A 20,092-nucleotide genomic window follows, 5' to 3' on the forward strand; every position below is an offset into this window, starting at 1 on the left:
CTCACTTTCTGTTGGGCGTCACCCCAGTCTAGCCGCCGCGTTAGGGCAACCGGGGTAGACTCCCCGAGGGGCTCACCACAGGATGGGTCCCGGTTCTTTATTGCTATTATTGCCCCTGGGGCTCACCGTGGACAAGACTGGAGGCCGATGTGCTGACCGCACTGGAAAACCGGCTGACTCAAGACATCACCCCCGCAGATAGCGCTGAGCTGGCCGCGCTCGCGGCACAGGTGTCCATCCCTGATCTCATCCGCGTCGTCGAACACGTGCCCGCGAAGCGCGGGGCTCTCATGTTCCGGCTGCTGGCTAAGGACCGCGCACTCCACGTCTTTGAGGCGCTCGACTCCGGCCACCAGGCCGACCTCCTGGCCGCGCTGCGGGATGAGGAGATCACCGGGTTCTTCACCGAGATGGATCCCGATGATCGTGCCGCCCTGCTGGACGAAGTCCCGGCGTCGGTGGCCGATAAGCTCCTGCGGGGACTGACCCGGCGGGAGCGCGACCTCACGTCGGCTCTCCTCGGCTACCCCAAGGGCAGTATCGGCAGGCGCATGTCGCCCGAGGTCGTCCCGGTCCGAGCCTCCCGCACCGCCGCCTATGCGCTCGACCTGCTGCGGAACCGGGAGGCCGAATACGAAACGCTGTACATGATCCCGGTCATGGACGACACGCGCCGGCTCGTCGGCGTTGTCTCCCTGCGCGACCTGTTCACCGCCCCCGCCGATACCACCGTCGCCGATCTCATGAACGCCCCCATCAGCGCATACGCCACCGACGACGAGGAACGCGTCGCCCGCGAGCTCCTTGCCGTCGGCCGCATCGCCATGCCCATCGTCGACGCCGAAGACCGCATCGTTGGGGTCCTCACGGTCGATGACGCGTTGGAGATCGCGGAGGCGGCCGATACCGAAGACGCGGCCCGGCACGGCGGACACGAGCCGCTGCGTCGACCCTACCTATCGACACCGGTCCTCAGCGTCGTGAAATCCCGCATCGTCTGGCTGCTCGTGCTCGCTGTCTCTGCCGTCCTCACGGTTCAGGTGCTCGAGATCTTTGAAGCGACCCTCGCCGAAGTCGTCGTGCTTGCCCTCTTCATCCCGCTGTTGACCGGTACGGGCGGCAATACCGGAAACCAGGCCGCGACGACGGTGACGCGCGCGCTCGCGCTCGGCGACGTGTGGAGCCGGGATGTGCTGGCCGTCCTGTGGCGCGAAGCGCGGATCGGTTTCACCCTGGGCGCGGTGCTCGGCTCGCTCGGGTTCCTCGTCGCGAGTCTCGTCTACGGCACCTCGATCGGCGCGGTCATTGGCCTGACGTTGCTGAGCGTGTGCACCATGGCCGCCTCGCTCGGCGGTGTCATGCCGATCATCGCGAAAACCGTGGGCGCCGATCCGGCCGTGTTTTCCAACCCATTCATCTCGACGTTTTGTGACGCCACGGGTCTCATCATGTATTTCCTGATCGCGAAGGCCGTGCTTGGGCTCTAGTCCCGATGCTGGTCGCAGAGCGAGAGCCTGTACAGCGCTGCTCCCCCGCCGGAGTCGACCAGTTCAAACCGGTCGATGTGGCGTCGGCCGATGCGCAGGCCCTCGTACTTGTTTTTCGCCTCGTTTTCTGGCCAGTATGTCCGCTCATCGGTGTAGTAGTAGTCGATTCCAAGCGACTGTAGCGTCGTACAGATGTGGTGGGACATGTTGAGCTTGTCGAAGTAGGCACCTACCTCGTAGCCCTTTTGTCCCCACGCGCCATCGAGGTGGTGGTACAGCACGTTGATATCGGCGATGCCATAGAGCAGGGCGGCACCCGTACGAGGGTCACCGATGACGCGGGCATTGGCCGGGAGCTTGTCCTTCAGCCGGTGCTGAAGCGCTACCTCTTCTGGGGAGATCAGCGCGTTGTAGCCGTCCTCATTCTTGAACTCATAGTTCAGCTTCAACAGCCAGTAGCCCTGGTTGTAGTTGAACCCATGCGTGGTGAGGCCAAGCGCACCGACCGTCACGACGGCTGCGGCTGTACGGAGCACGGCAGGGCGGTTCGCGGTGAACATGTCGACGACCCAAGCGATACCGAGACCGACGAGGGGCGCAGCGACTACTGGCACAATCGCGCCGAGGCGCACCGGGTCGAAATACCACGGTGCGAGCAGACGGTAACCCGGCAAATGCACGACGGACGACAGGACGAACAAATAGGCAGCGGTCGCATAAGCGGGAATCAGCCAGCGGGCCTGCCGCGATCGCGCGGCCACGATGAGGCCGAGGATGAGCCCGACGAGTAGACCCCACTCCGGGACGGGATCACCGTAGCCCTGTTCGCTCAGTTGCGAGTCTGCAAAGACGCCAAAAAGCTCGCGACCAATCGTCCCGACGGGATCCCGCTCCCAGCTTTTGACAACCTCGAACAACGGCGATTTCCAGATCACGAATAGCATCGCCGGAGTGCCGATGAGGCCCAGCCAGGCAACGATGCGTTGCCAGCGATCGCTGATTGCTTCTCGCCGGGCGCGGATGAGGAAGAACAGCAGAATCCACCAGCCAACCGCGGTGGCAGCAAAGATCGATGAAGGGTGGACCAACCCGAGACCAGCAAGCCCGACGATTGCCGCTACGAGGGCAACCAGCCCACCGCCATCGCCGCGTTTGGTGAAGCGGACGAGTGCCGCGAGCACGAGCGGCAGCACGACATAGGCGGCCATGACCGGCCAAAGCGTTCCATAGGAGGCAGGACGTTCCGGCAGCGAGGAAAAGCTCATCGCGGCGAACGCTCCGATAATCGGCGCAAAGCGCGAGGTCGGCATCAAAACCGACAGCAGCACCGCGACGCTGAACGGAAACAGGACGCTGCCGAGGACGACAGCCGCGGAATTCGTCGCGACGACGACGTCGGAGGTATAACTCAGCGCGACGAGGTCATGCCACCCGCCCGGATAGAACTGCGCATTGAGATCGACATTCGCGATCGCGCCGATAGCCGTCGACGATCCGTTGGATGTGTCGAGGATGTAACGGACTGCATTGATATGGAAAACACCGTCCCAGGTTTGGGGCGGAAGTTTCGGGTCGACGATCGCCTTCATTGCCGGCAGGATCCCAAACGGCGCCGCGAGCACGGTTCCGAGGAGCACGGGCCACGCGGGCGCCGAGATGGGGCGAACGATGGGCCATCGCTTCTGCAGGACCAACGCGACGCCGGCTAAGGACATGAGACCGATGGCGACGACGAGCCCGAACGAGAGCTTCGTGAACGGGACGTCGGCGAAAGAGAAAACGACGGGCACCCACGCGATCGCGGCAAGAGAGATCAGGGGCGCAAATGCGAGGACTGCGAGCCCACGTACCCGTGCCGCGAGGAGTGCGAGTGCACCGGGTCCAATGAGCCAGGCCAGCACGAGCAGTGAGGACGGGATCGCTGCCAGCCAGTTGCTCACAATCGTCATCGCTACCGTTTCCATCCCGTGCTCATTGCGGTGCGGTACAGCACCTTCTTAATCCCTGCCGGGATGAGTCGATACCCGCCGCGGACCGCGATGTTGCGCACGAACTGCATCGGCGAGGTGATGCCTGCTTCTAACATCGCGCGCTGGAGCTGGACTTCGGCACGCACCATGTCGAGCCCGCCACGACGCGAGTATGCGCCTGCCCCAACGCGGTAGCGCACGAGGATATCGGGAACGTTCGCGACGCGGGCTCCGGCGTGCACCATGCGTGCGAACAGCCAGTAGTCTTCCATCTTCGTCAGGTCGTCATATCCCCCCGCCGCGTTGACGGCGGCGGCGCGGAAGACAACGGACGGATGGTTAAACGGGTCTCGCAGGGGCAGGACATCGCGAATGTCCTCGGCTGTCATCGGCAGTCGACGTACAAGTCCGGTTTCGGACTCATCGGCCTGGAACTCCGCGATTCCCGCACCGAGGAGATCGAGGTCCGTCATGAGCGGGATCTGGACCGCGAATCGGTTCGGGAGGCAGATGTCATCGGCGTCGGCACGCGCGATAACGTCATGCTCGCAGTGTTTGAGTCCTTCGCGCAGTGCGCGGGCGAGGCCAACGTTGTCTGGCAGCGGCACGACATCGACGCGGATTCCGCCGGTGATCTCTTCGGCGCGGGCAAGGACGCGAGAAATCTCGGTCGGCACTGGACCGTCACGCACGATGACGATCTGGTCTGGTTTGAGTTCCTGGTCAACGCTGACGGACTGCAGCGCCCGGGTTAAAAAGACGGCGTTGTCTCCGCGGTAGACCGCCATGAGAACGGAAAACTGCGGGAGGTTAGCCATGGATACGCCCCGCGCGGGCCTGGATCACTCGCACCTCATCGGCGACCGGAGTGTTCGCAAGTACGACCTCGACGGGCGTAGGTGCCTTCCCGGCGTCCTTCATCCCGCGGCGCGCGTGCTTCAACAGAGTGCCACGCTGCCCCGACGCGTAGACAGTCTGGCCCCAACGCAGGACCGAGCGGCCGCCGTACAGGAGCCGCTCGACCGGACCGAAAGCTTCCGAGCGGGTGAACAACCAGATCTTGTTGCGGACCTCGTTGTAGAACCTGGCTCCCGGGTCGGTCTCGGAGGCTCCGAACGTGCGGGTGAGATGGTGGACGACCGAGTCGGGGACGAACAGCCCCACGCGGTAGCGCAGCAGCCGGGCCGTGTACTCGAAATCGTCGTTCCACAAGAAGAAATCCGCCTCGGGCAGGCCATCTTCCCAGATCGCGCGCGCGTCGATGAGGATCGAAACGAACGAAGCCGAACGGATCTGACGGGCACCGATAGCGCGGGCCGCCGCGATGAGCTCGCGGCTGGCACCAGGTCTGTTACGCGGCGTGTTCATCGGGTGCTCGCGGCCATCGGACCATACGGCCCGCGACGCGAGGATCGCTGGCGTGCCGGGATAGTCCGTGCGCGCCTTCAGCAGCGCCGACAGCGCCGTTGGCGTGGGGATCGTGTCATCATCCATGACCCAAACGAGGTCAGCGTCGTGCTGGACAACAGCCCGCGCCATTCCGGCCGCAAAGCCGCCCGCTCCCCCGAAGTTTTCCGTCATCGTCACGACCTCGGTGACGACATCGTGGGCTCGTGCGAGCTCACCGGAGTCATCGGTCGAGGCATTGTCGATCACGACAACGCCGTCAACGGGTCGGTCCTGACTCGCCAGTCCGTCGAGTGTCTGAGCGAGGAGGTCGCGGCGGTTGTACGCCACGACGACAGCGATCACGGAAGTCATGGAATCCCTTACGGCTGGCCGTTAGTTCGCGGCGTCGCCGATGACGAGGCGCGGCGTTCCCTTCCACAGCTCCGCCGAGGTCACGCGACGGCCGTCGAACAGGAGCTTGATGCCGGGGAAATCGGCCGGCTTGATCTCGGCGTACTCGGGGTGGTCCGCCTGGACGATGACAGCGTCGACATCCTCACCGAAGTGGTAGGGCTGCCAGCCGAAGCCTTCGATTTCCTCATCGGAATACATCGGGTCGTGCACGGCGACCTTTGCGCCGCGCTCGGCGAGTTCGGTCACCGTGCGGAAGACGCCGGAGAACGCCGTCTCCTTGACCTTGCCTCGGTAGGACGCGCCCAAGACCGCGACCTTGGCGTCCTTGAGCTCGCCGAGGACCTCTTCGACGCGCTGCACGACGTAAACAGGCATCTCGGCGTTGAACTGGCGCGCGGTCCGCACGACGGACGCGTCGGGGTCGGTCGACAGGTACAGGCGCGGGTAGACGGGGATGCAGTGGCCACCGACGGCGATGCCGGGCAGGTGGATGTGCGAATACGGCTGGGAGTTGCAGGCCTCGATGACCTTGTTGACGTCGATGCCGACCTTGTCGGCGTAGACGGCGAACTGGTTCGCGAGACCAATGTTGACATCGCGGTAGGTGGTCTCGGCGAGCTTGGCCATTTCGGCCGCCTCGGCGCTACCCATGTCCCACACGCCGTTCGGCTTCGGCAGGTCGTCGCGCTCGTCGAAGGACAGGACTGCCTCGTAGAACTCAATCGCGCGCTTGGTGCCTTCTTCGCTCAGGCCGCCAACGAGCTTCGGGTACTTGCGAAGGTCTTCGAACACGCGGCCGGTGAGGACGCGCTCGGGCGAGAACACGAGGTGGAAGTCGTGGCCTTCCTTGAGGCCGGAGCCTTCCTCAATCAGCGGACGCCAGCGGTTGCGGGTCGTGCCGACCGGCAGCGTGGTCTCATACGAGATGAGCGTGCCCGGGCTCATGTGTTTGGAGAAGGAACGCGTCGCCGCATCCATCCAGGCGAAGTCCGGCTCCCAGGTCTCGTCGTTGACGAACAGCGGCACCACGATCACGATCGCTTCGGCACCCGGAATCGCCTCGGAGTAGTCGGTAGTCGCACGCAGCTTGCCCGCCGGCACGAGCTCGGAGAGCTTTTCCTGCAGGTGCGCTTCGCCGGGGAACGGCTCCTTGGCCTCGTTGATCGAAGCGACGGTCTGCTCGTTTACATCAACGCCAATGACTTCATGTCCGGCGTCGGCAAACTGCACGGCCAGCGGCAGGCCGATCTTTCCCATGGCGACAACTGCAATACGCATGCGCGCTACTCCTTAATTTCAGACAACGCCCCCTGGCACGGTCACTAGTCAGTGTAACCATCACACTCGCGCACTGCGGAAAAGCCGGGCCTGTGGCGGTAAGGTCGAGTCAGCAAAATATCGCAGAAGGAGACGATGTGCGCGAGCGCTGGAAGACGTTGACGGTGAAATATCCGATCCTCGTCTCGATTTCCACGTTGCTGTCGGGAACGATGGTGGCGCAGCTCATCGGCATTCTTACCCAGCCAATCCTTGGGCGCATCTACACTGAAGAACAGTTCGGCCTGCACGCTATCCTCCTCGCGATCCCCCTCACCGTGGTCGCCGTCGGCGCGCTGCGCTACGACATGGCGATCATGTTGCCGTCCGATGAGAGTGAAAGCCGTCGGCTGCTGCGAGCATCCCTCGCTATCATCGGCATCCTCTCGCTGCTTACAACACTGGTCACGTGGGTATTCCGAACTCCGATCTCTGAACTGGTCAATGCACCCGAGCTCGCGCCCTGGCTGCCCATTAGCGGCCTGATCGTCGCAACTCTCGGTGGTATCGGGACGATCACGTTCTGGCTCAATCGCCAGCTCGAGTACGGCACCATCTCTCGTAACCGCATGTTGATGGCCGGAGCCCAGGCTGGCGGCCAGATTGGCGCCCACTACGTCGGACTTGGCGGGCTCTTCGGCCTCGTTTGGGGTCAGATACTCGCCCAGGGCGCAGCGATTGGTCTGCTTGCGCACCGAGCGCGGGACGCGATCTTCACACCCTCCGGCTGCACAACGCCACTCAAGGAGCTATTCAGCCGGTATAAGAAGATGCCGCTGCTTAACGCGCCGAACGCGCTCGTCGATGCCTTCCGGATTAACGGAATCGTCGTGTTGCTTGGCATGGCCTATTCCGCTGCCATCGTCGGCCAGTTCGGGAGGTCCTGGGGCCTGATGCAAGCCCCCGTAACCCTCATCGCCGGCGCGATCAGCCAGGTCTTCTACCAGCGCTTTGCCACGGCGAAGCGGGGCGAGTTGTACAAGCTCGTGCGCCTATCGGTACTCGTCGCCATCGGAGCCGCGGCAATCCCCTTCCTCATCCTGTTCGTTATTGCTCCGTGGCTTGTCCCCTGGTTCCTTGGCCCAACTTGGGAACTTGCGGGCGTCATTTCCCAGGCGTTGATCCCGTGGCTCTTCATCATGGTCGCGACTTCGCCGATTTCGACGGTGTTCGTCGTCGTTAATCGCCAGCAGGACATGCTCATGTTCGCGATCGCCTACGCTCTCATCCCGCTTTCGCTCATCTTTCTATTCGGCGCAAAGCTCGATATTGTGGCCATGATGTGGCTCATTTCCGCCACGATGAGCATCATGCTCATCGGCTTGACCGCACTCACCCTCTGGGTCGCGCACCGCTTCGATCACGGTGAAGAGACCTACGAAGTTGAATAGGAAGACAACATGAAGATCCTGTCAGTCGTCGGTGCCCGCCCCCAGTTTGTGAAGCTCGCTCCGATCGCGAAAGCGATGGCCGCTGCCGGCGTCGACCACGTGATTTGCCATACCGGCCAGCACTACGACCCGATGCTCTCGGATGTGTTCTTCGAGGATCTGGGGATCCCCGCTCCCGATGTGCACCTCGGTGTCGGATCGGCGAGCCACGGCAAGCAGACAGGTGGCATCCTCGCCGCAATGGATGACGTTCTCGCCGAGCACGAGCCCGACTGGGTCCTGGTCTACGGTGATACCAACTCGACCGTCGCGGCAGCCCTCGCTGCGGTCAAACAACACATCAAGGTTGCCCACCTCGAGGCAGGCCTGCGCTCCTTCAACCGTCGCATGCCCGAGGAACACAACCGGGTTCTAACCGATCATTGCGCTGACCTCCTGCTCGCTCCCACAACCGTCGCGGCCGAGCATCTGGAGCGGGAAGGCCTCGCCGAGCGCACGATCGTCGTCGGCGATGTGATGACCGACGTCCTCTATCAGGTCCGCGATGCCGTCGCCGATAAGCCTTCCCCGATCGGGGCTGAGCTCGGGCTCGAGGACGGCACATACTCCGTTGCAACCATCCACCGCGCGGAGAACACCGATGACCCACAGCGTCTTGCGGCCGTATTGGAATCTCTCGGGCGAGTCGATCACCCGGTCGTGCTGCTCGCGCACCCGCGCCTGGTCGCGAAATGCGAGGCCCACGGCCTCGACATCAACCAAGGCAACCTCCGTTCACACGCTCCGCTTGCCTATCCCGACCTCGTCGCGTCGTGCTTGAAGGCTCGCGGTATCGTCACTGACTCTGGTGGTCTGCAGAAGGAAGCCTTCCTCCTGCGCGTACCCGCCACGACTGTGCGGCCCGAAACCGAATGGGTTGAGACCGTTGAGCTCGGCTGGAACGTCTTGGTGGAGCCGGGCGATGCGCTCACGGCTGCCGCGACGCGCCCGCGCCCCGAAGACACCGACGAACAGCCCTACGGCGATGGCAACGCGGCTGAGCGCGTTGCCGCCGAGTTACTGCGGGCCTAACAGCCGCTACTTATTACAAGCGTCGATCCGGTACAGGGTTGCGCTGCCCCCGGATGCAAGCTTGGTGAAGCCCTTTGACGTGTCGACGCCGTAGAGCCCCGGACGCAGTTCATCGGTGTAGCCACCGTTGTAGTAGCGCGCCTTGTCATCGTAGAAGTACTTGATCCCGTGGTCGTTCAGGATCTTACAGATGAATGGGTCAGAATCGATTAGGCGGAACCGCTGCAGTAAGAACGCGTCAAGCCCGGTCTGGGGATAGTTCGGGTAAGGCCACACCACTCGAATGTTGGAGAGCGGCTGGAGCAGCGCCGCACCTGCAGCGGGATCCCCGAGTACGTAGGCGTCCTTCGGCAGGATGTCCGCCGCAGACTTGATCATCTCGACTTCTTCAGGAGTGGCGAGATAGCGGACGTTATCCTCACTCGGATTAAAGGTCGTCTTGGTGTCGTGGGCGACACCCTTGAAGCCGTACGCCGTGACGGCAAGCATAATGACGGTGCAGACGCCAAGAGTTCTCGTGAGAGGAATCTCCGTGAGTTTCCACTGTCGTTTTGCGAGCCACGAGGCAGCTTCGTAGAACAGGATCCCTAGCATGGGAACAAGGAAAATCGCCGCCGCAAACTCTGCCCGGTTGGGATTCGAGTAGTACAGCGCGGTTAGGTGGCTAATGCCGTCGATGGGCAGGTAGCTTCCCAGGACAATGAGCCACTGGGAGAACCACGCGATGACGAGCGCGTGGCGGCGCTTGCGCCAGGCGACGAAGATAGCAGCGAGCGTAAGGACGCAGACGGCCGCGTAGAACAAGACGGCGTAGGCTCCCCCGCCCGGAAGGAACATCGACGTCGAGAAAAAGACCTTAGCGATAATGTTGTCCCACTCAACTTTTGGGAAGCGAGCGAAGTAGTATCGCTGTGGTCCCGGAAGGATCATGAAAAGGTAGGCTGCGGCGACGAAAAACGCCGCAAGAGCGACGACGCCAACCCCCCTCGCATATCGCTTGTTCTGCAGATCCAGCCAGCCGCGCCACAGGAGGTAGGCGACAACGAGCGCAAACAGCGGAATCGACAGCGGTAGGAAAACCGAGGGATGGACCGCGAATACGCCGATGAGCGGTAGCAAGAAGATCCCGAACGTGAGCACTATTCGCCGGATGCTTGTCTTGCCGAGATTGTCGATGATCGCGCCAATCAACCCGGGGAGCGCAGCAAAGGCTAAAACGAATGGCCACAATGTCGTCGCAAGCGCCAGTCGAGTCAGAGCGAGAGGCGCGAACGAAGCCGCAAGCAGGCCCCAAGGGTAAACCTTCTCTTCCTTCGCAGCGACCATTGCGAAAGCCGCCGCACCGAGGAGGAAGATCAGCGGAGTCACGACGAGCGACGCATTGGTCACGGCAAGGGTGTCCTGCGGCCCAACGGTGACCAGCGAAAGCAGCGCATGCCAGGCGTTGGGATAATACCAAGGAAGCGGGTCAATTCCAGCCATCGTGGCATTCGACTCGAGCGGAGAAGCATTGCCTGTCCGCTCCATCAGCCACAGCTGGTTGTAGTGGTAGTTCGAATCCCCACCCTGGACCGGGTTTGACGCGTTGGAGGTCAAGACGATCGGTGCAATGGCGATCAGCCATATCACTAGGGCAAAAGCCAGCATCTGCCAGTCATAACGATTCCGCCACAACGAGAGGTCTGGCCTCCACTTACGGGTAATAACCCCGTGAACCCCGAATGCTACAGCGGCAGCGACCACGGTGGCGATGATAAACGGGATGAGGCCCCACCGTATGGGCAGCTGAGGCTGTATCGCGGACAGAAGCGCCACGATCCCAAAGGTCCAGGCAGGGGCCTGGGCAACCGCTAGCAGCGGGCGGGTCGCGGGTCGCCCCGCGAGGACGAGGAGCAGGCCCGGCAGGAAAGTAATGAGGACGATTGAGGAAATCTCAGGGAGATACCTCATCCACGAAAGCAGCAAAGTCCGTTATGACCTTTCTGATCGGGCGCATGACAGCACGAAAGACGCGACTGCCTCACCCATCGCCGACATCGATTTATGGTCCTGCACCCATTCCGCAAGGCGTTCTCGTTCCGCATCAGTGGCAGCGGAGCGTCTCACCTTGAGCATCGAGGAAGCGACCTTGTCCGCAGAGAACTCTGCGACTTCTCCAAGCTGATGGTTGGTGATATCGACCGTTGCAGGTCCCGCGCCAGCGTACACCACCGGGGTGCCGCTTGCGAGGGCCGTTAAGACCTTCGTGGGATAGGCAAAGTCGTACCCAAGCCCGGGGACGATAGACACGAGTGCGCCAATAGCCCCTCTTTGCCACGCGGCGGCTTCTTCTGGCCCAACGGGCTCTAACACGACGACCGGGTTTGTAATTCCGGTCGCAGTTGCAAGAGATGCTGCTTGCTCCTCGATGCGGGGAACCTGCGAGCCGCGAGCGAGGAAGACAATCTGGGTGTCCGGGTACTGATCAAGGACCTTGCTGAAAGCCTCAACGAAGATTTCGGCTCCTTGCCACTCCGAGGCTGTACCCGCGTAGATGAAATATGGATGCTTAACCCCGGCGACTGCTAGCTCCTCAGTCGTTAGCTGACGGCCGGAGGGGTTAAAGAGTTCGGTATCCGCACCGTTCGGCTGCACCAGAACGTTTCGTCCACCGAGCTCACGTACCCGCTTTGCGACGCCATCGGACACAGCGACGACGCCAGAAGCTCCTGAGATCGCGAAACTCTCCATCATCTTCACAGCGCGCACGACCACGTTGGGAGCTCCCGTATTTTCGGAAGCATCCGACCACACGTCCGCGGCGTACCAAACGTAAGGAAACCGCCTAAGGAGCGAAACGAGCCGCATGAAGGATCCGGTTGTCGGTGGAGGCTCAACGAGAGCCACGTCCGGTTTCGAACCAATGAGGGCCCGGAATGACGCCTGCAAATCGAACGACATGTACGGCAAGTAGCCGCGCAAGTAGTCACTCTTGTCGCGTAGAACCGGGACCCGTACGATATTCGGCTCGAAGGAAACCGTGGGCGCGGAGCTAGGCGGCTTCGATGTGATGACCCGGACGTCGGCCCCTTGGGCCGTCAAGGCTTTCTCCACGGCTTCGAGCCTGAATGATGCTGCTGAAGCTTCCGGCATGTGAATCCGAGAAACGACCAACGCTCGCTTCTTGCGCGAGTATGCATCGATCACTTTCCGATATGCGACTAGGTGGCGGTTAATGAACACGCTGGCCGACGATCTTCCCCATGCGCGGTGCCGAATCTCTCCGTTAGAGAATCCTTGGCCGTTGGCATATGCGCTGACCATCTCTTTCATGGCGCGAGCGAAAGCGCTGGTGTCGTCGATGGGTACGACACACCCCATGCCGTCAGTCGCCATGTGTCGACCACCTGAGGTTGCCGTGGCAATACAGGGGATGCCCATGCTCTGCGCTTCAGCATAGACTGTTCCACCGGCCTCTCGAGCCGAGAACAGGATGAGACAGTCGCCCCGATTCATTTCTCCGGGCATTTGGTCGCGGCCGACACGACCAGCGAACTCAATGGCGTCGCGGCATCTTAGATCGGCTGCAAAGGACCGCAGTTCTCGAACTCTTTCCGGATCTCCACCGATGACGAGGAAACGAGTGTGGGGAAACTCAGCGTAGACCGCATCGAAAGCTAGGAGGCTCTCTTCTACCCGTTTGTTTCTATCGAGATGCGAAACGTGCATGAAGGTGAAGGTGTCCGTGTCCGGGACATGAGTGGGCTGCTCAAAGAAGCGGCCCGGAACCGGCAGACTCATCACGCCAAAGGTCGAGCAACCGTAATACTCGGACAGCTTCTCAGCGAAGTCGGGCGACACTGCGTAATGAAAACTGGCTCCACACACCGCGTCCCGGATCATCCGATAGCGATAGCTCTTCGGATTCCGTGTAAGCGATGACGGACGGTGCTCCGTAATGCCGTACGGGACCCCCCAACGCCGCGAAAGGGCCTGAGCAACGAGAATGCCAGGGAAAACCGAATGCGAGTGAATGACATCCGGAACCCCGAACTCTTCCTCGTACACTTTGGCGATCCGCGCGCTGAACAGTTCGATCAGTTGTCTATCACCCGGAACGATCCCCAGTGGAACCGTGGGAAAATCCTGATGGATTACTTGCTCAGCTCGGTTTAGCCGTAACCCAGTTTCCCGCTTTTTCCACGCTGTCGTGGGGTTAAGCGCGATGACGCCCACTTCGATGCCGGAACTTCGCAGCATTGAAACCTGTTCCGCGAAGAAGCTTCCATTAAAGGGCTGGCTCTCGGTTGGATACCAGGATGGTGTCCACAGGACATGCATCAGCGTCCTCCGCTCTCACCGGTCAATGATGCCGCGATCTGTCTCGCACGGGCCGGCCAACTGTGGTTATGCCTTACTGCCTCGCACCGGCTCGTTACCTCTGCAAGTTCTGCCGGATTGTCCAGCAACCGGACGAGCACGTCCTTGATCTCGGATACGGAGTTATCGGTCGTCCAACCGATCCCCAACTCGTCGATACGCTTACCGGTCAGCGATCCCTTTGTGCCGATGATGGGCTTGCCACGGCCGATGTACTCATAGAACTTGAACGGCGAGGCGAACTCGCGATACTCGAGTGGCTCGAATGCAACGGAGCAGATGTTCGCGTCCTCGTACAGTTTGTTCAAGCCCTCGCCGGACTCGTGGACGATACGAATGCCATTCGAACCGGCCTCAGGATATTCGTGAGCAACCGCCTGCCAACGCGACGCCTCAGTGCAAATGGTGAGCCGCGCACCGTCGATCTCGCTGACGGCACGTACCAGGTTGTGCATCCGATAGTGGTCGCCTACACCACCGACATAGAAAATCGACACGCCCTCCCTTGGCCCCGAGGACTCTACGATCTGACCACCGGGAGGTAGCGCTTCATGGCGCGGCTTAGTTACCTCAGGTAGGTACTCACCCATCTCCATGGACGGGAGGAAGATGACGTCACAATACTTCTGATACGTGAAAAGCTCAGCTCGGTACAGCAACTTCATGACAGCTGCCAGTGGTTGGCCGACCCGTTGGTCGTACTCCTCGAATTTCCAGTAGATATCGCGGTAAAAGATGCCCGAAGGTATGCCACGAGACTTGGCGAACCGGAAAATCTCCAGATCGAGGAATGGATGTGGAGGCAAGTGCTTACGTTCCGTCACCGACGGCGGGATGGTCGCGTTCTCTGAGTACATGAAGTCGATCTTTTGACCAGCTTCAACGCGCTTCCGGAGCGCCGCAAACCGACGCTTTCGCTCGACGGCATACCCGGTAATATCTAGGATTTCGAAGCCTAGATCTTCGAATGCCTGCAGCATCTTGATCGGTCGAATCGCGGAAGCTGAGACCGAGTCGGGGTTCAGCGGATACGGGGCATGGTAGATCATCGTCGGCATTGTGGTCTCCATTCGCTGTTAGCACTGACGCGCGAGCTTTTCGTACAGATCCGTGTAGGCCTGCGCGATTGAGGTCGATTCGAAGCGGTCCCCGACCGTTGCCGCGATCTCATCAGCGGTGAGTGCCGCCGTTCGCGCGTTCAATTCGAGAATCGCCTCAGCATACGCTTCAGGATTCTGCTGATCGACCGTGATTCCTACCGAACGATCAATGTACTCACCCTGCCCCCCGTTGGCGCCGACGACGAGCGGGCGCCCGTTGACAATCGATTCAGCGGCAGCGACGAAGAAGTTATCGGCGCGAGTCGGGCCAAAGAACATGTCGGCCTTAGCGATATATTCGCGCACTTCCTGCGCGCTCTTCGTGCCCGGGAAATCTGCCTTCACACCTAGCTCGGACGCGAGCTCGATCGCCGCTTCCCGCAAGGGGCCATCGCCAAGCCACGTTAGCGACGCGTCGTGTCCGCGATCCTTGAGAACCTTGAGCGTGCGTACGGCAAGGAGTGGGTCCTTGCGCTCGACGAGCGCGCCGGTCGAGATGAGGTTCAATGTCTTGCCCTGCTCGGGGCGTTCCGCGAGCGTGGCCGGTGATGGAACCTGGCACGGGATGACGACGACCTCGCGGCGCCCACGAACCTCGCGAATCGGGGCCGCGAGGAATTCACATACCGCCACGACGACATGGGGCAGCTTTTCCATCTGCAGCAGCATCGGCAGCATCGCGCGCGCCGGAGCAGGCAGCGTCTCCGGCGAGGTAATCGCCGACCAGTGTTCGGTGTGGACCCACGGCATCGTCGGGCGAGAGAATACGAGCGGCTCGATTGCACTAAGCGCCTGGGTGTGGACGATGTCGGCCCCGTGGAGCAGCGCAGTCATCTTGCTTGCAGCACGCAGGATGCTGATGGGGTTGTTCGTATCCATCGGGATGCGAATGACCTGGAGCCCTTCATGCCAGACGCGGCGAGTGCCATCGTCCTCGTGAGACGGCACCAAATGGATGATGCGAATGTCATGGCCCGCTGCCTGGAACGCCGCCGCATCCTTGACGACAAATGCCCCGGAAGATGGGTTCTTCGCCGTCGGGAACCACGGTGTCACTATCGCAACGCGCATCGATCATCCTTCGAGTAGTATGCCCTGTGCAGGCGAGTCGAGATCCCTACCAGCCTACCGTGAGAGCGCACCGGGAATCACTGCGCCACAGTCAAGGAGAAGCGATGACACCGACCTTCGAGCTTTCGGATAAATCCTGGTCCACCACTCATCATCAGGGACTTAACATCCACTCTCGAGGTCGTATAACCGACTCCCTCGAGCAGCTGGATCTGCATGATTCTGCCGCTGTCGTCGACGCCGTCCGATATCACGGCGGCGCTTTGATCGTCGCCACCAATGAGACGGTCACCATCTACCAGGACCTGATTCGCTCCTTCCCCGTGCTCTTCACCGCGTCGACGCCTGTCATCATCGGTGACGACCCTCGCGCGATCGCACGGCACCGGCCGCTATCAATCAGCCCAGCATCGGCGCGCGAGTTCGAAGGCATGGGTTTCGTCTCAGGGGAAGACACCCTATATGAGGGCCTAAAGCAGACGATGCAGGGCACGACAACGACGATCGACCTAGCTACCGGCACCCACACCGTCGACGACTGGGGACGCTGGTTTTTTGAAACCGATCGCATCACCGACCCGGACGAGCTTGGCACCGTTTTCGATAAGGCTCTCGATCAGGCAATGAACCGTCTGGTGGCAGAGGCGAAGGACTCGAACATCCTCATCCCGCTATCTGGCGGCCTCGATTCCCGCCTCCTCATCTCGTGGCTGGTCGCGCACAACATCAAGAACGTCGTGACATTTACCTACGGCGTGGCAGGGTCACGCGAGAGCGAAATCTCCCGCCAGATCGCAACCGCCGCACATTACCCGTGGGAGTTCGTCGAATACGATCCCCAAAAACTGCTCGAGCGTTGGCACGCGCCGGAAACTGAAGAGTTCTTGCGCTTCTGCTACGGCGGCGTCTCACTCCCCCACATCCAGGATTGGTACGCCCTCGAGGACCTCCTCGCCCGCGGGATCGCGCACGAAGGCGACATCGTCGTGCCCGGGCATACGATCGTCGGCAACATGCACGACGAGGACACCCTTGATGAGGCTCCCCTGCCACTCGGCCGGATCGCTCAGCTCATCGCGGGACACCACTATGACATTCAGGGTCCACGCCTCACTCCTGAGGGCGACCCCGCCTACGTGGCAAAGCTGCGCGAGTTCATCGCCAGCGGTGGCTACGACGGATCTGCCGAGTCGGTCCAGGACGCGCTCGAGGCCTATAACGTGCGGGAACGCCAAGCCAAGTACATCAACAACTCGATGCGCGCCTACGAGTACTACGGGCTTCGTTGGTCCCTTCCGATGATCGATGCGCCCGTATGGGACGCGTGGCGTAAGGCCAGTCCGGAACTATCCCTCACGCGCGACTGGTACCGCGATTACGTGACTGCCCGATTCGAAGCCGCGCTCGGCGACAGTGCCGAGATCGCTCCGTACTACCAGCCGATCGCCGTCGAGGATCATCGCCGTGATCAGATCAAGAAGATCCTCGCCGCTACCGGGCTCCTGGCACTCGCCAACCGCGCGTTCTCTACCTATTCATCGCTTCATGATGGCACCGCGCTCGACGTTTACATTACGGACCGTTCCAGGCCCGTTACCGCGTTTGACCTCATGCGCGGCCGCAAGCTCATTGGCTTCTGGACATCGGCATTCCTTGCCGATGCCTGGAGCAAGGGCGCGCGCGTCGTTCAGGTGGATTAGTGGCAGTTCCTTCATACGCGAACCGGCGCCGACCGAAGGGTCGACGCCGGATTCAGCTGGGGAGGAAGACTAGAGCCGGACGGACTCGCCGTCGGCCGCGGACTTCAGGATCGCTTCGACGACCTCGAGCGTGCGAACGCCCTCAGCCATCGAGACGTGATCGTTGCGCTTGCCAAGAATGGCGTCACGGAAGTTCTCTTGCTCCACTCGCAACGGTTCGCGCTTTTCAAGGGCGAACCGGGTTACCTCACCTTCGGAGACCCCCCGAAAGTTCGCCACCTGCGTCCACTCAATCGGGATGATGCCGTTGCGGTACAACGTTAGATCGCCGAGTGCGGTATCCGCGACGAGGGCTCCCTTCTCGCCGGTGACGATCGTCGTGCGGTCCTTGAACGGCGACAGCCAGTTCACCAGGTGGTTGACGAGCACGCCGTTAGCCATGCGTCCCGAGACGGTCACCATGTCCTCGTGTTCGCGGCCCGACTTGTAGGCGGTCTGGGCGAAGACGACTTCGTAGGTCGCGCCCGCGACCCAGGCAGCCAGGTCAACATCGTGCGTCGCGAGGTCCTTCACCACACCCACATCGGAGATGCGGGCCGGGAACGGAGACTGGCGGCGGGTGACAATCTGGTAGATCTGGCCGAGTTCGCCGTCCTGGATGCGCTTACGCATCTCCAGCAGAGCCGGGTTGCAGCGCTCGACGTAGCCGACAGCACCGACGAGGCCGGCCTTCTCGAAGGCTTCGGCCACGCGGCGGCCCGACTCGACGTCGGCAGCGATCGGCTTTTCGACCATCGTGTGAACGCCGGCTTCCGCGAGCGCCAGGGCGGCTTCCTCGTGGTAGACCGTCGGGACAGCAACCATCGCGGCATCGAGGCCCTGGTCGATCATCGCGTGGACGTCGGGCAGGACCTCAAGATCCTTTGCAACGCCGAACTTATCGCCGCCGGGATCCGCGATCGCAACGAGGTCCATGCCCTCGGTCTCGCGGATCACGCGGGCGTGGTGGCGGCCCATCGAGCCGACACCGAGCAGGCCTACGCGCAGGTTAGCCATGGACTACGCACCCGCCTTCGCGACAGCGTTGACAGCCTCAACGATGCGGTCGAGGTGCTCGTCGGTCAGCGACGGGTGCACCGGCAGCGAGATCACGGACTTGGCCGCTTCCTCGGTGACGGGCAGGTCGAGGCCCGGAGCGAAGTGCGTGAGCGATTCGAGGCGGTGGTTCGGGATCGGGTAGTAGACGCCCGAGCCGACCTGGTATTCGTCCTTCAGGGCAGTCACGAAGGCATCGCGGTCCTGGCCATCGACGCGGATCGTGTACTGGTGGTAGACGTGCACGGCGCCGGCGGCGACCGGCGGGACGATGACGCCCTCGAGGTTTTCGTTCAAGAATGCGGCGTTCGACTGACGCTTTTCGGTCCACGCGTCGACCTTGGTCAGCTGCACGCGGCCGATCGAGGCGTGAATGTCGGTCATGCGGTTGTTCAGGCCCACGAGTTCGTTTGCGTACTGACGCTCCATGCCCTGGTTGCGCAGCAGGCGCACGCGGCGGGCGATTTCCTCATCGGCGCACGACACCATGCCGCCTTCGCCGGAGGTCATGTTTTTCGTCGGGTATAGCGAGAACATCGCGAAGGTGCCGAACGTGCCGACCTTCTCGCCGTTGAGCGAGGCGTTGTGCGCCTGGGCGGCGTCCTCGAACAGCATGAGACCGTGCTTGTCGGCGATCTCCTTCAGGGCCGGCATATTGGCCGGGTGGCCGTACAGGTGCACCGGCATGATGGCCTTGGTCTTGTCGGTGATGGCGGCTTCGACGCTCTTCGGGTCGAGGCAGAAGTAGTCGAGCTCGATGTCTGCGAAGACCGGGGTCGCGCCCGTGAGGGCCACGGAGTTACCGGTCGCGGCGAACGTGAAGGAAGGAACGATGACCTCATCGCCGGGGCCGATGCCCGCGGCCAGCAGGCCGAGGTGCAGGCCCGAGGTTCCGGAGTTCACGGCGACGCATTCACGGCCCGAGACCATGTGCCCGGAGAATTCCTTTTCGAAGGCGGCCACTTGCGGTCCCTGCGCGACCATGCCGGAGCGTAGGACCTCATCGACAGCGGCGCGTTCTTCGTCGCCGATAATCGGTTTGGCGGGCGGGATGAATTCCTTGCTCATTTGCTCTTCTCTTCTTTCAACTTGCCATTGACGAGCTCGTAGCGGACACCGGATTTCGGACAGGTGAAAATGCCAGGCGCGGCCTCTTCCAGTTTGACGCCTGACTTGGAAACCCAACCGATCTGACGCGCCGGAACGCCTGCGACCAGTGCGAAGTCGGGCACATCCTTGACGACGACGGCGCCGGCGGCCACGGTTGCCCAGGCCCCGATCGTCACGGGTGCGACACACACGGCGCGAGCACCGATCGCGGCGCCCTCCTTGATGGTGACGCCCACGGGCTCCCAGTCTTCGCCGGACTTCAGCGAACCGTCGGGGTTGATCGCACGGGGATTGTGATCATTGGTGAGGACGACCGCGGGGCCAATAAAGACACCATCGGCCAGTTCTGCGGGCTCGTAAACGAGCGCGTAGTTCTGGACCTTGCAGTTATCCCCCATCTGAACACCGGTGCCGATATAGGCGCCGCGTCCCACGATGCAGTTCTTCCCCATCGTCACCCCCTCTCGCACTTGTGCGAGGTGCCACACAGAGGTGCCGTCGCCGATGACGGCTTCCTCGGAGACATCTGCGGAATCGACGATTCTGCTGGCCATGTATCCTCCTCGGGCAAGCGGCCGGGTTGCGGACATTACCGCTAACTCCTGTAACAATACCTTC

General features: G+C 61.9%; 15 protein-coding genes. 4 read left to right on the plus strand and 11 right to left on the minus strand.

The annotated features are described in order from the left end of the window. Positions 1-149 precede the first annotated feature (149 nt). Positions 150-1,487 carry a magnesium transporter gene (mgtE, locus tag BSZ39_RS01365; protein ID WP_222842829.1) on the plus strand — a complete coding sequence of 446 codons (1,338 nt, stop codon included), beginning with the start codon at positions 150-152 and terminating at the stop codon, positions 1,485-1,487. On the opposite strand, the gene BSZ39_RS01370 is transcribed toward mgtE, so the two are convergent. From BSZ39_RS01370 to BSZ39_RS01385, 4 genes are read right to left on the minus strand one after another with little or no spacing between them, the layout of a single operon-like run. After that, a complete protein-coding gene (locus tag BSZ39_RS01370) occupies positions 1,484-3,436 on the minus strand; it encodes a DUF6541 family protein (RefSeq protein ID WP_143180314.1) in 1,953 nt (650 codons plus the stop codon). The two genes, mgtE and BSZ39_RS01370, sit on opposite strands and share 4 nt — an antisense overlap. Before the next feature lie 2 nt (positions 3,437-3,438). Continuing rightward, the gene (locus BSZ39_RS01375; protein ID WP_073715612.1) at positions 3,439-4,275 is read right to left on the minus strand and encodes a glycosyltransferase; all 837 of its coding nucleotides are present in this window, start codon (positions 4,273-4,275) and stop codon (positions 3,439-3,441) included. Then, positions 4,268-5,218, minus strand: coding sequence for a glycosyltransferase (locus BSZ39_RS01380; protein ID WP_073715613.1), 951 nt, complete (start codon positions 5,216-5,218; stop codon positions 4,268-4,270). The genes BSZ39_RS01375 and BSZ39_RS01380 overlap by 8 nt, the downstream gene beginning before the upstream one ends. A gap of 21 nt (positions 5,219-5,239) precedes the next feature. After that, positions 5,240-6,538: a nucleotide sugar dehydrogenase gene (locus BSZ39_RS01385; RefSeq protein WP_073715614.1), complete on the minus strand. Its 1,299-nt coding sequence runs from the start codon at positions 6,536-6,538 to the stop codon at positions 5,240-5,242. 137 nt (positions 6,539-6,675) lie between these two features. Between BSZ39_RS01385 and BSZ39_RS01390 the strand changes: the two genes are divergently transcribed. Beyond that, positions 6,676-7,968, plus strand: a complete 1,293-nt coding sequence (locus BSZ39_RS01390; RefSeq protein WP_073715615.1) for an oligosaccharide flippase family protein — start codon at positions 6,676-6,678, stop codon at positions 7,966-7,968. 9 nt (positions 7,969-7,977) lie between these two features. Beyond that, on the plus strand, positions 7,978-9,039 hold the full coding sequence (gene wecB, locus BSZ39_RS01395; RefSeq protein ID WP_073715616.1) for a non-hydrolyzing UDP-N-acetylglucosamine 2-epimerase: 1,062 nt from the start codon (positions 7,978-7,980) through the stop codon (positions 9,037-9,039). A 6-nt stretch (positions 9,040-9,045) separates the two neighbouring features. Here wecB and BSZ39_RS01400 read toward each other — a convergent pair whose 3' ends face one another. Genes BSZ39_RS01400 through BSZ39_RS01425 form a run of 4 tightly spaced genes read right to left on the minus strand, consistent with a single transcriptional unit; the run spans position 9,046 to position 15,569 of the window. Then, positions 9,046-10,989, minus strand: a complete 1,944-nt coding sequence (locus BSZ39_RS01400) for a DUF6541 family protein (RefSeq protein WP_073715617.1) — start codon at positions 10,987-10,989, stop codon at positions 9,046-9,048. A gap of 21 nt (positions 10,990-11,010) precedes the next feature. Further along, positions 11,011-13,359: a glycosyltransferase gene (locus tag BSZ39_RS13125; RefSeq protein WP_083602842.1), complete on the minus strand. Its 2,349-nt coding sequence runs from the start codon at positions 13,357-13,359 to the stop codon at positions 11,011-11,013. After that, positions 13,359-14,456: a glycosyltransferase family protein gene (locus tag BSZ39_RS01420; protein WP_073715618.1), complete on the minus strand. Its 1,098-nt coding sequence runs from the start codon at positions 14,454-14,456 to the stop codon at positions 13,359-13,361. Before BSZ39_RS01420 ends, BSZ39_RS13125 begins: the two co-directional genes overlap by 1 nt. An 18-nt stretch (positions 14,457-14,474) precedes the next feature. Further along, entirely contained in the window at positions 14,475-15,569 is a 1,095-nt protein-coding gene (locus BSZ39_RS01425; RefSeq protein ID WP_073715619.1) for a glycosyltransferase family 4 protein, read from the minus strand. Between the two features lie 104 nt (positions 15,570-15,673). Here BSZ39_RS01425 and BSZ39_RS01430 point away from each other — a divergent pair, with 104 nt between their 5' ends. Then, a complete protein-coding gene (locus BSZ39_RS01430; protein ID WP_073715620.1) occupies positions 15,674-17,269 on the plus strand; it encodes an asparagine synthase-related protein in 1,596 nt (531 codons plus the stop codon). A 69-nt stretch (positions 17,270-17,338) separates the two neighbouring features. Here the strand turns inward: BSZ39_RS01430 and BSZ39_RS01435 are convergent, their stop codons facing one another. From BSZ39_RS01435 to BSZ39_RS01445, 3 genes are read right to left on the minus strand one after another with little or no spacing between them, the layout of a single operon-like run. After that, positions 17,339-18,325, minus strand: a complete 987-nt coding sequence (locus tag BSZ39_RS01435; protein ID WP_073715621.1) for a Gfo/Idh/MocA family protein — start codon at positions 18,323-18,325, stop codon at positions 17,339-17,341. A gap of 3 nt (positions 18,326-18,328) precedes the next feature. Continuing rightward, entirely contained in the window at positions 18,329-19,432 is a 1,104-nt protein-coding gene (locus tag BSZ39_RS01440) for a DegT/DnrJ/EryC1/StrS family aminotransferase (protein ID WP_073715622.1), read from the minus strand. Then, entirely contained in the window at positions 19,429-20,028 is a 600-nt protein-coding gene (locus BSZ39_RS01445; RefSeq protein WP_073715623.1) for an acyltransferase, read from the minus strand. The genes BSZ39_RS01440 and BSZ39_RS01445 overlap by 4 nt, the downstream gene beginning before the upstream one ends. Positions 20,029-20,092: the final 64 nt, after the last annotated feature.

The sequence above is a fragment of the Bowdeniella nasicola genome (genome assembly GCF_001907295.1).
Taxonomy (GTDB): Bacteria; Actinomycetota; Actinomycetes; order Actinomycetales; family Actinomycetaceae; genus Bowdeniella; species Bowdeniella nasicola.

Coding starts and splice junctions, on each gene's coding strand:
- BSZ39_RS01370 (WP_143180314.1), bottom strand. CDS start 3,436: ATGACGATTGTGAGCAACTGGCTGGCAGCGATCCCGTCCTCACTGCTC.
- BSZ39_RS01375 (WP_073715612.1), bottom strand. CDS start 4,275: ATGGCTAACCTCCCGCAGTTTTCCGTTCTCATGGCGGTCTACCGCGGA.
- BSZ39_RS01380 (WP_073715613.1), bottom strand. CDS start 5,218: ATGACTTCCGTGATCGCTGTCGTCGTGGCGTACAACCGCCGCGACCTC.
- BSZ39_RS01385 (WP_073715614.1), bottom strand. CDS start 6,538: ATGCGTATTGCAGTTGTCGCCATGGGAAAGATCGGCCTGCCGCTGGCC.
- wecB (WP_073715616.1), top strand. CDS start 7,978: ATGAAGATCCTGTCAGTCGTCGGTGCCCGCCCCCAGTTTGTGAAGCTC.
- BSZ39_RS01400 (WP_073715617.1), bottom strand. CDS start 10,989: ATGAGGTATCTCCCTGAGATTTCCTCAATCGTCCTCATTACTTTCCTG.
- BSZ39_RS13125 (WP_083602842.1), bottom strand. CDS start 13,359: ATGCATGTCCTGTGGACACCATCCTGGTATCCAACCGAGAGCCAGCCC.
- BSZ39_RS01420 (WP_073715618.1), bottom strand. CDS start 14,456: ATGCCGACGATGATCTACCATGCCCCGTATCCGCTGAACCCCGACTCG.
- BSZ39_RS01425 (WP_073715619.1), bottom strand. CDS start 15,569: ATGCGCGTTGCGATAGTGACACCGTGGTTCCCGACGGCGAAGAACCCA.
- BSZ39_RS01430 (WP_073715620.1), top strand. CDS start 15,674: ATGACACCGACCTTCGAGCTTTCGGATAAATCCTGGTCCACCACTCAT.
- BSZ39_RS01435 (WP_073715621.1), bottom strand. CDS start 18,325: ATGGCTAACCTGCGCGTAGGCCTGCTCGGTGTCGGCTCGATGGGCCGC.
- BSZ39_RS01440 (WP_073715622.1), bottom strand. CDS start 19,432: ATGAGCAAGGAATTCATCCCGCCCGCCAAACCGATTATCGGCGACGAA.
- BSZ39_RS01445 (WP_073715623.1), bottom strand. CDS start 20,028: ATGGCCAGCAGAATCGTCGATTCCGCAGATGTCTCCGAGGAAGCCGTC.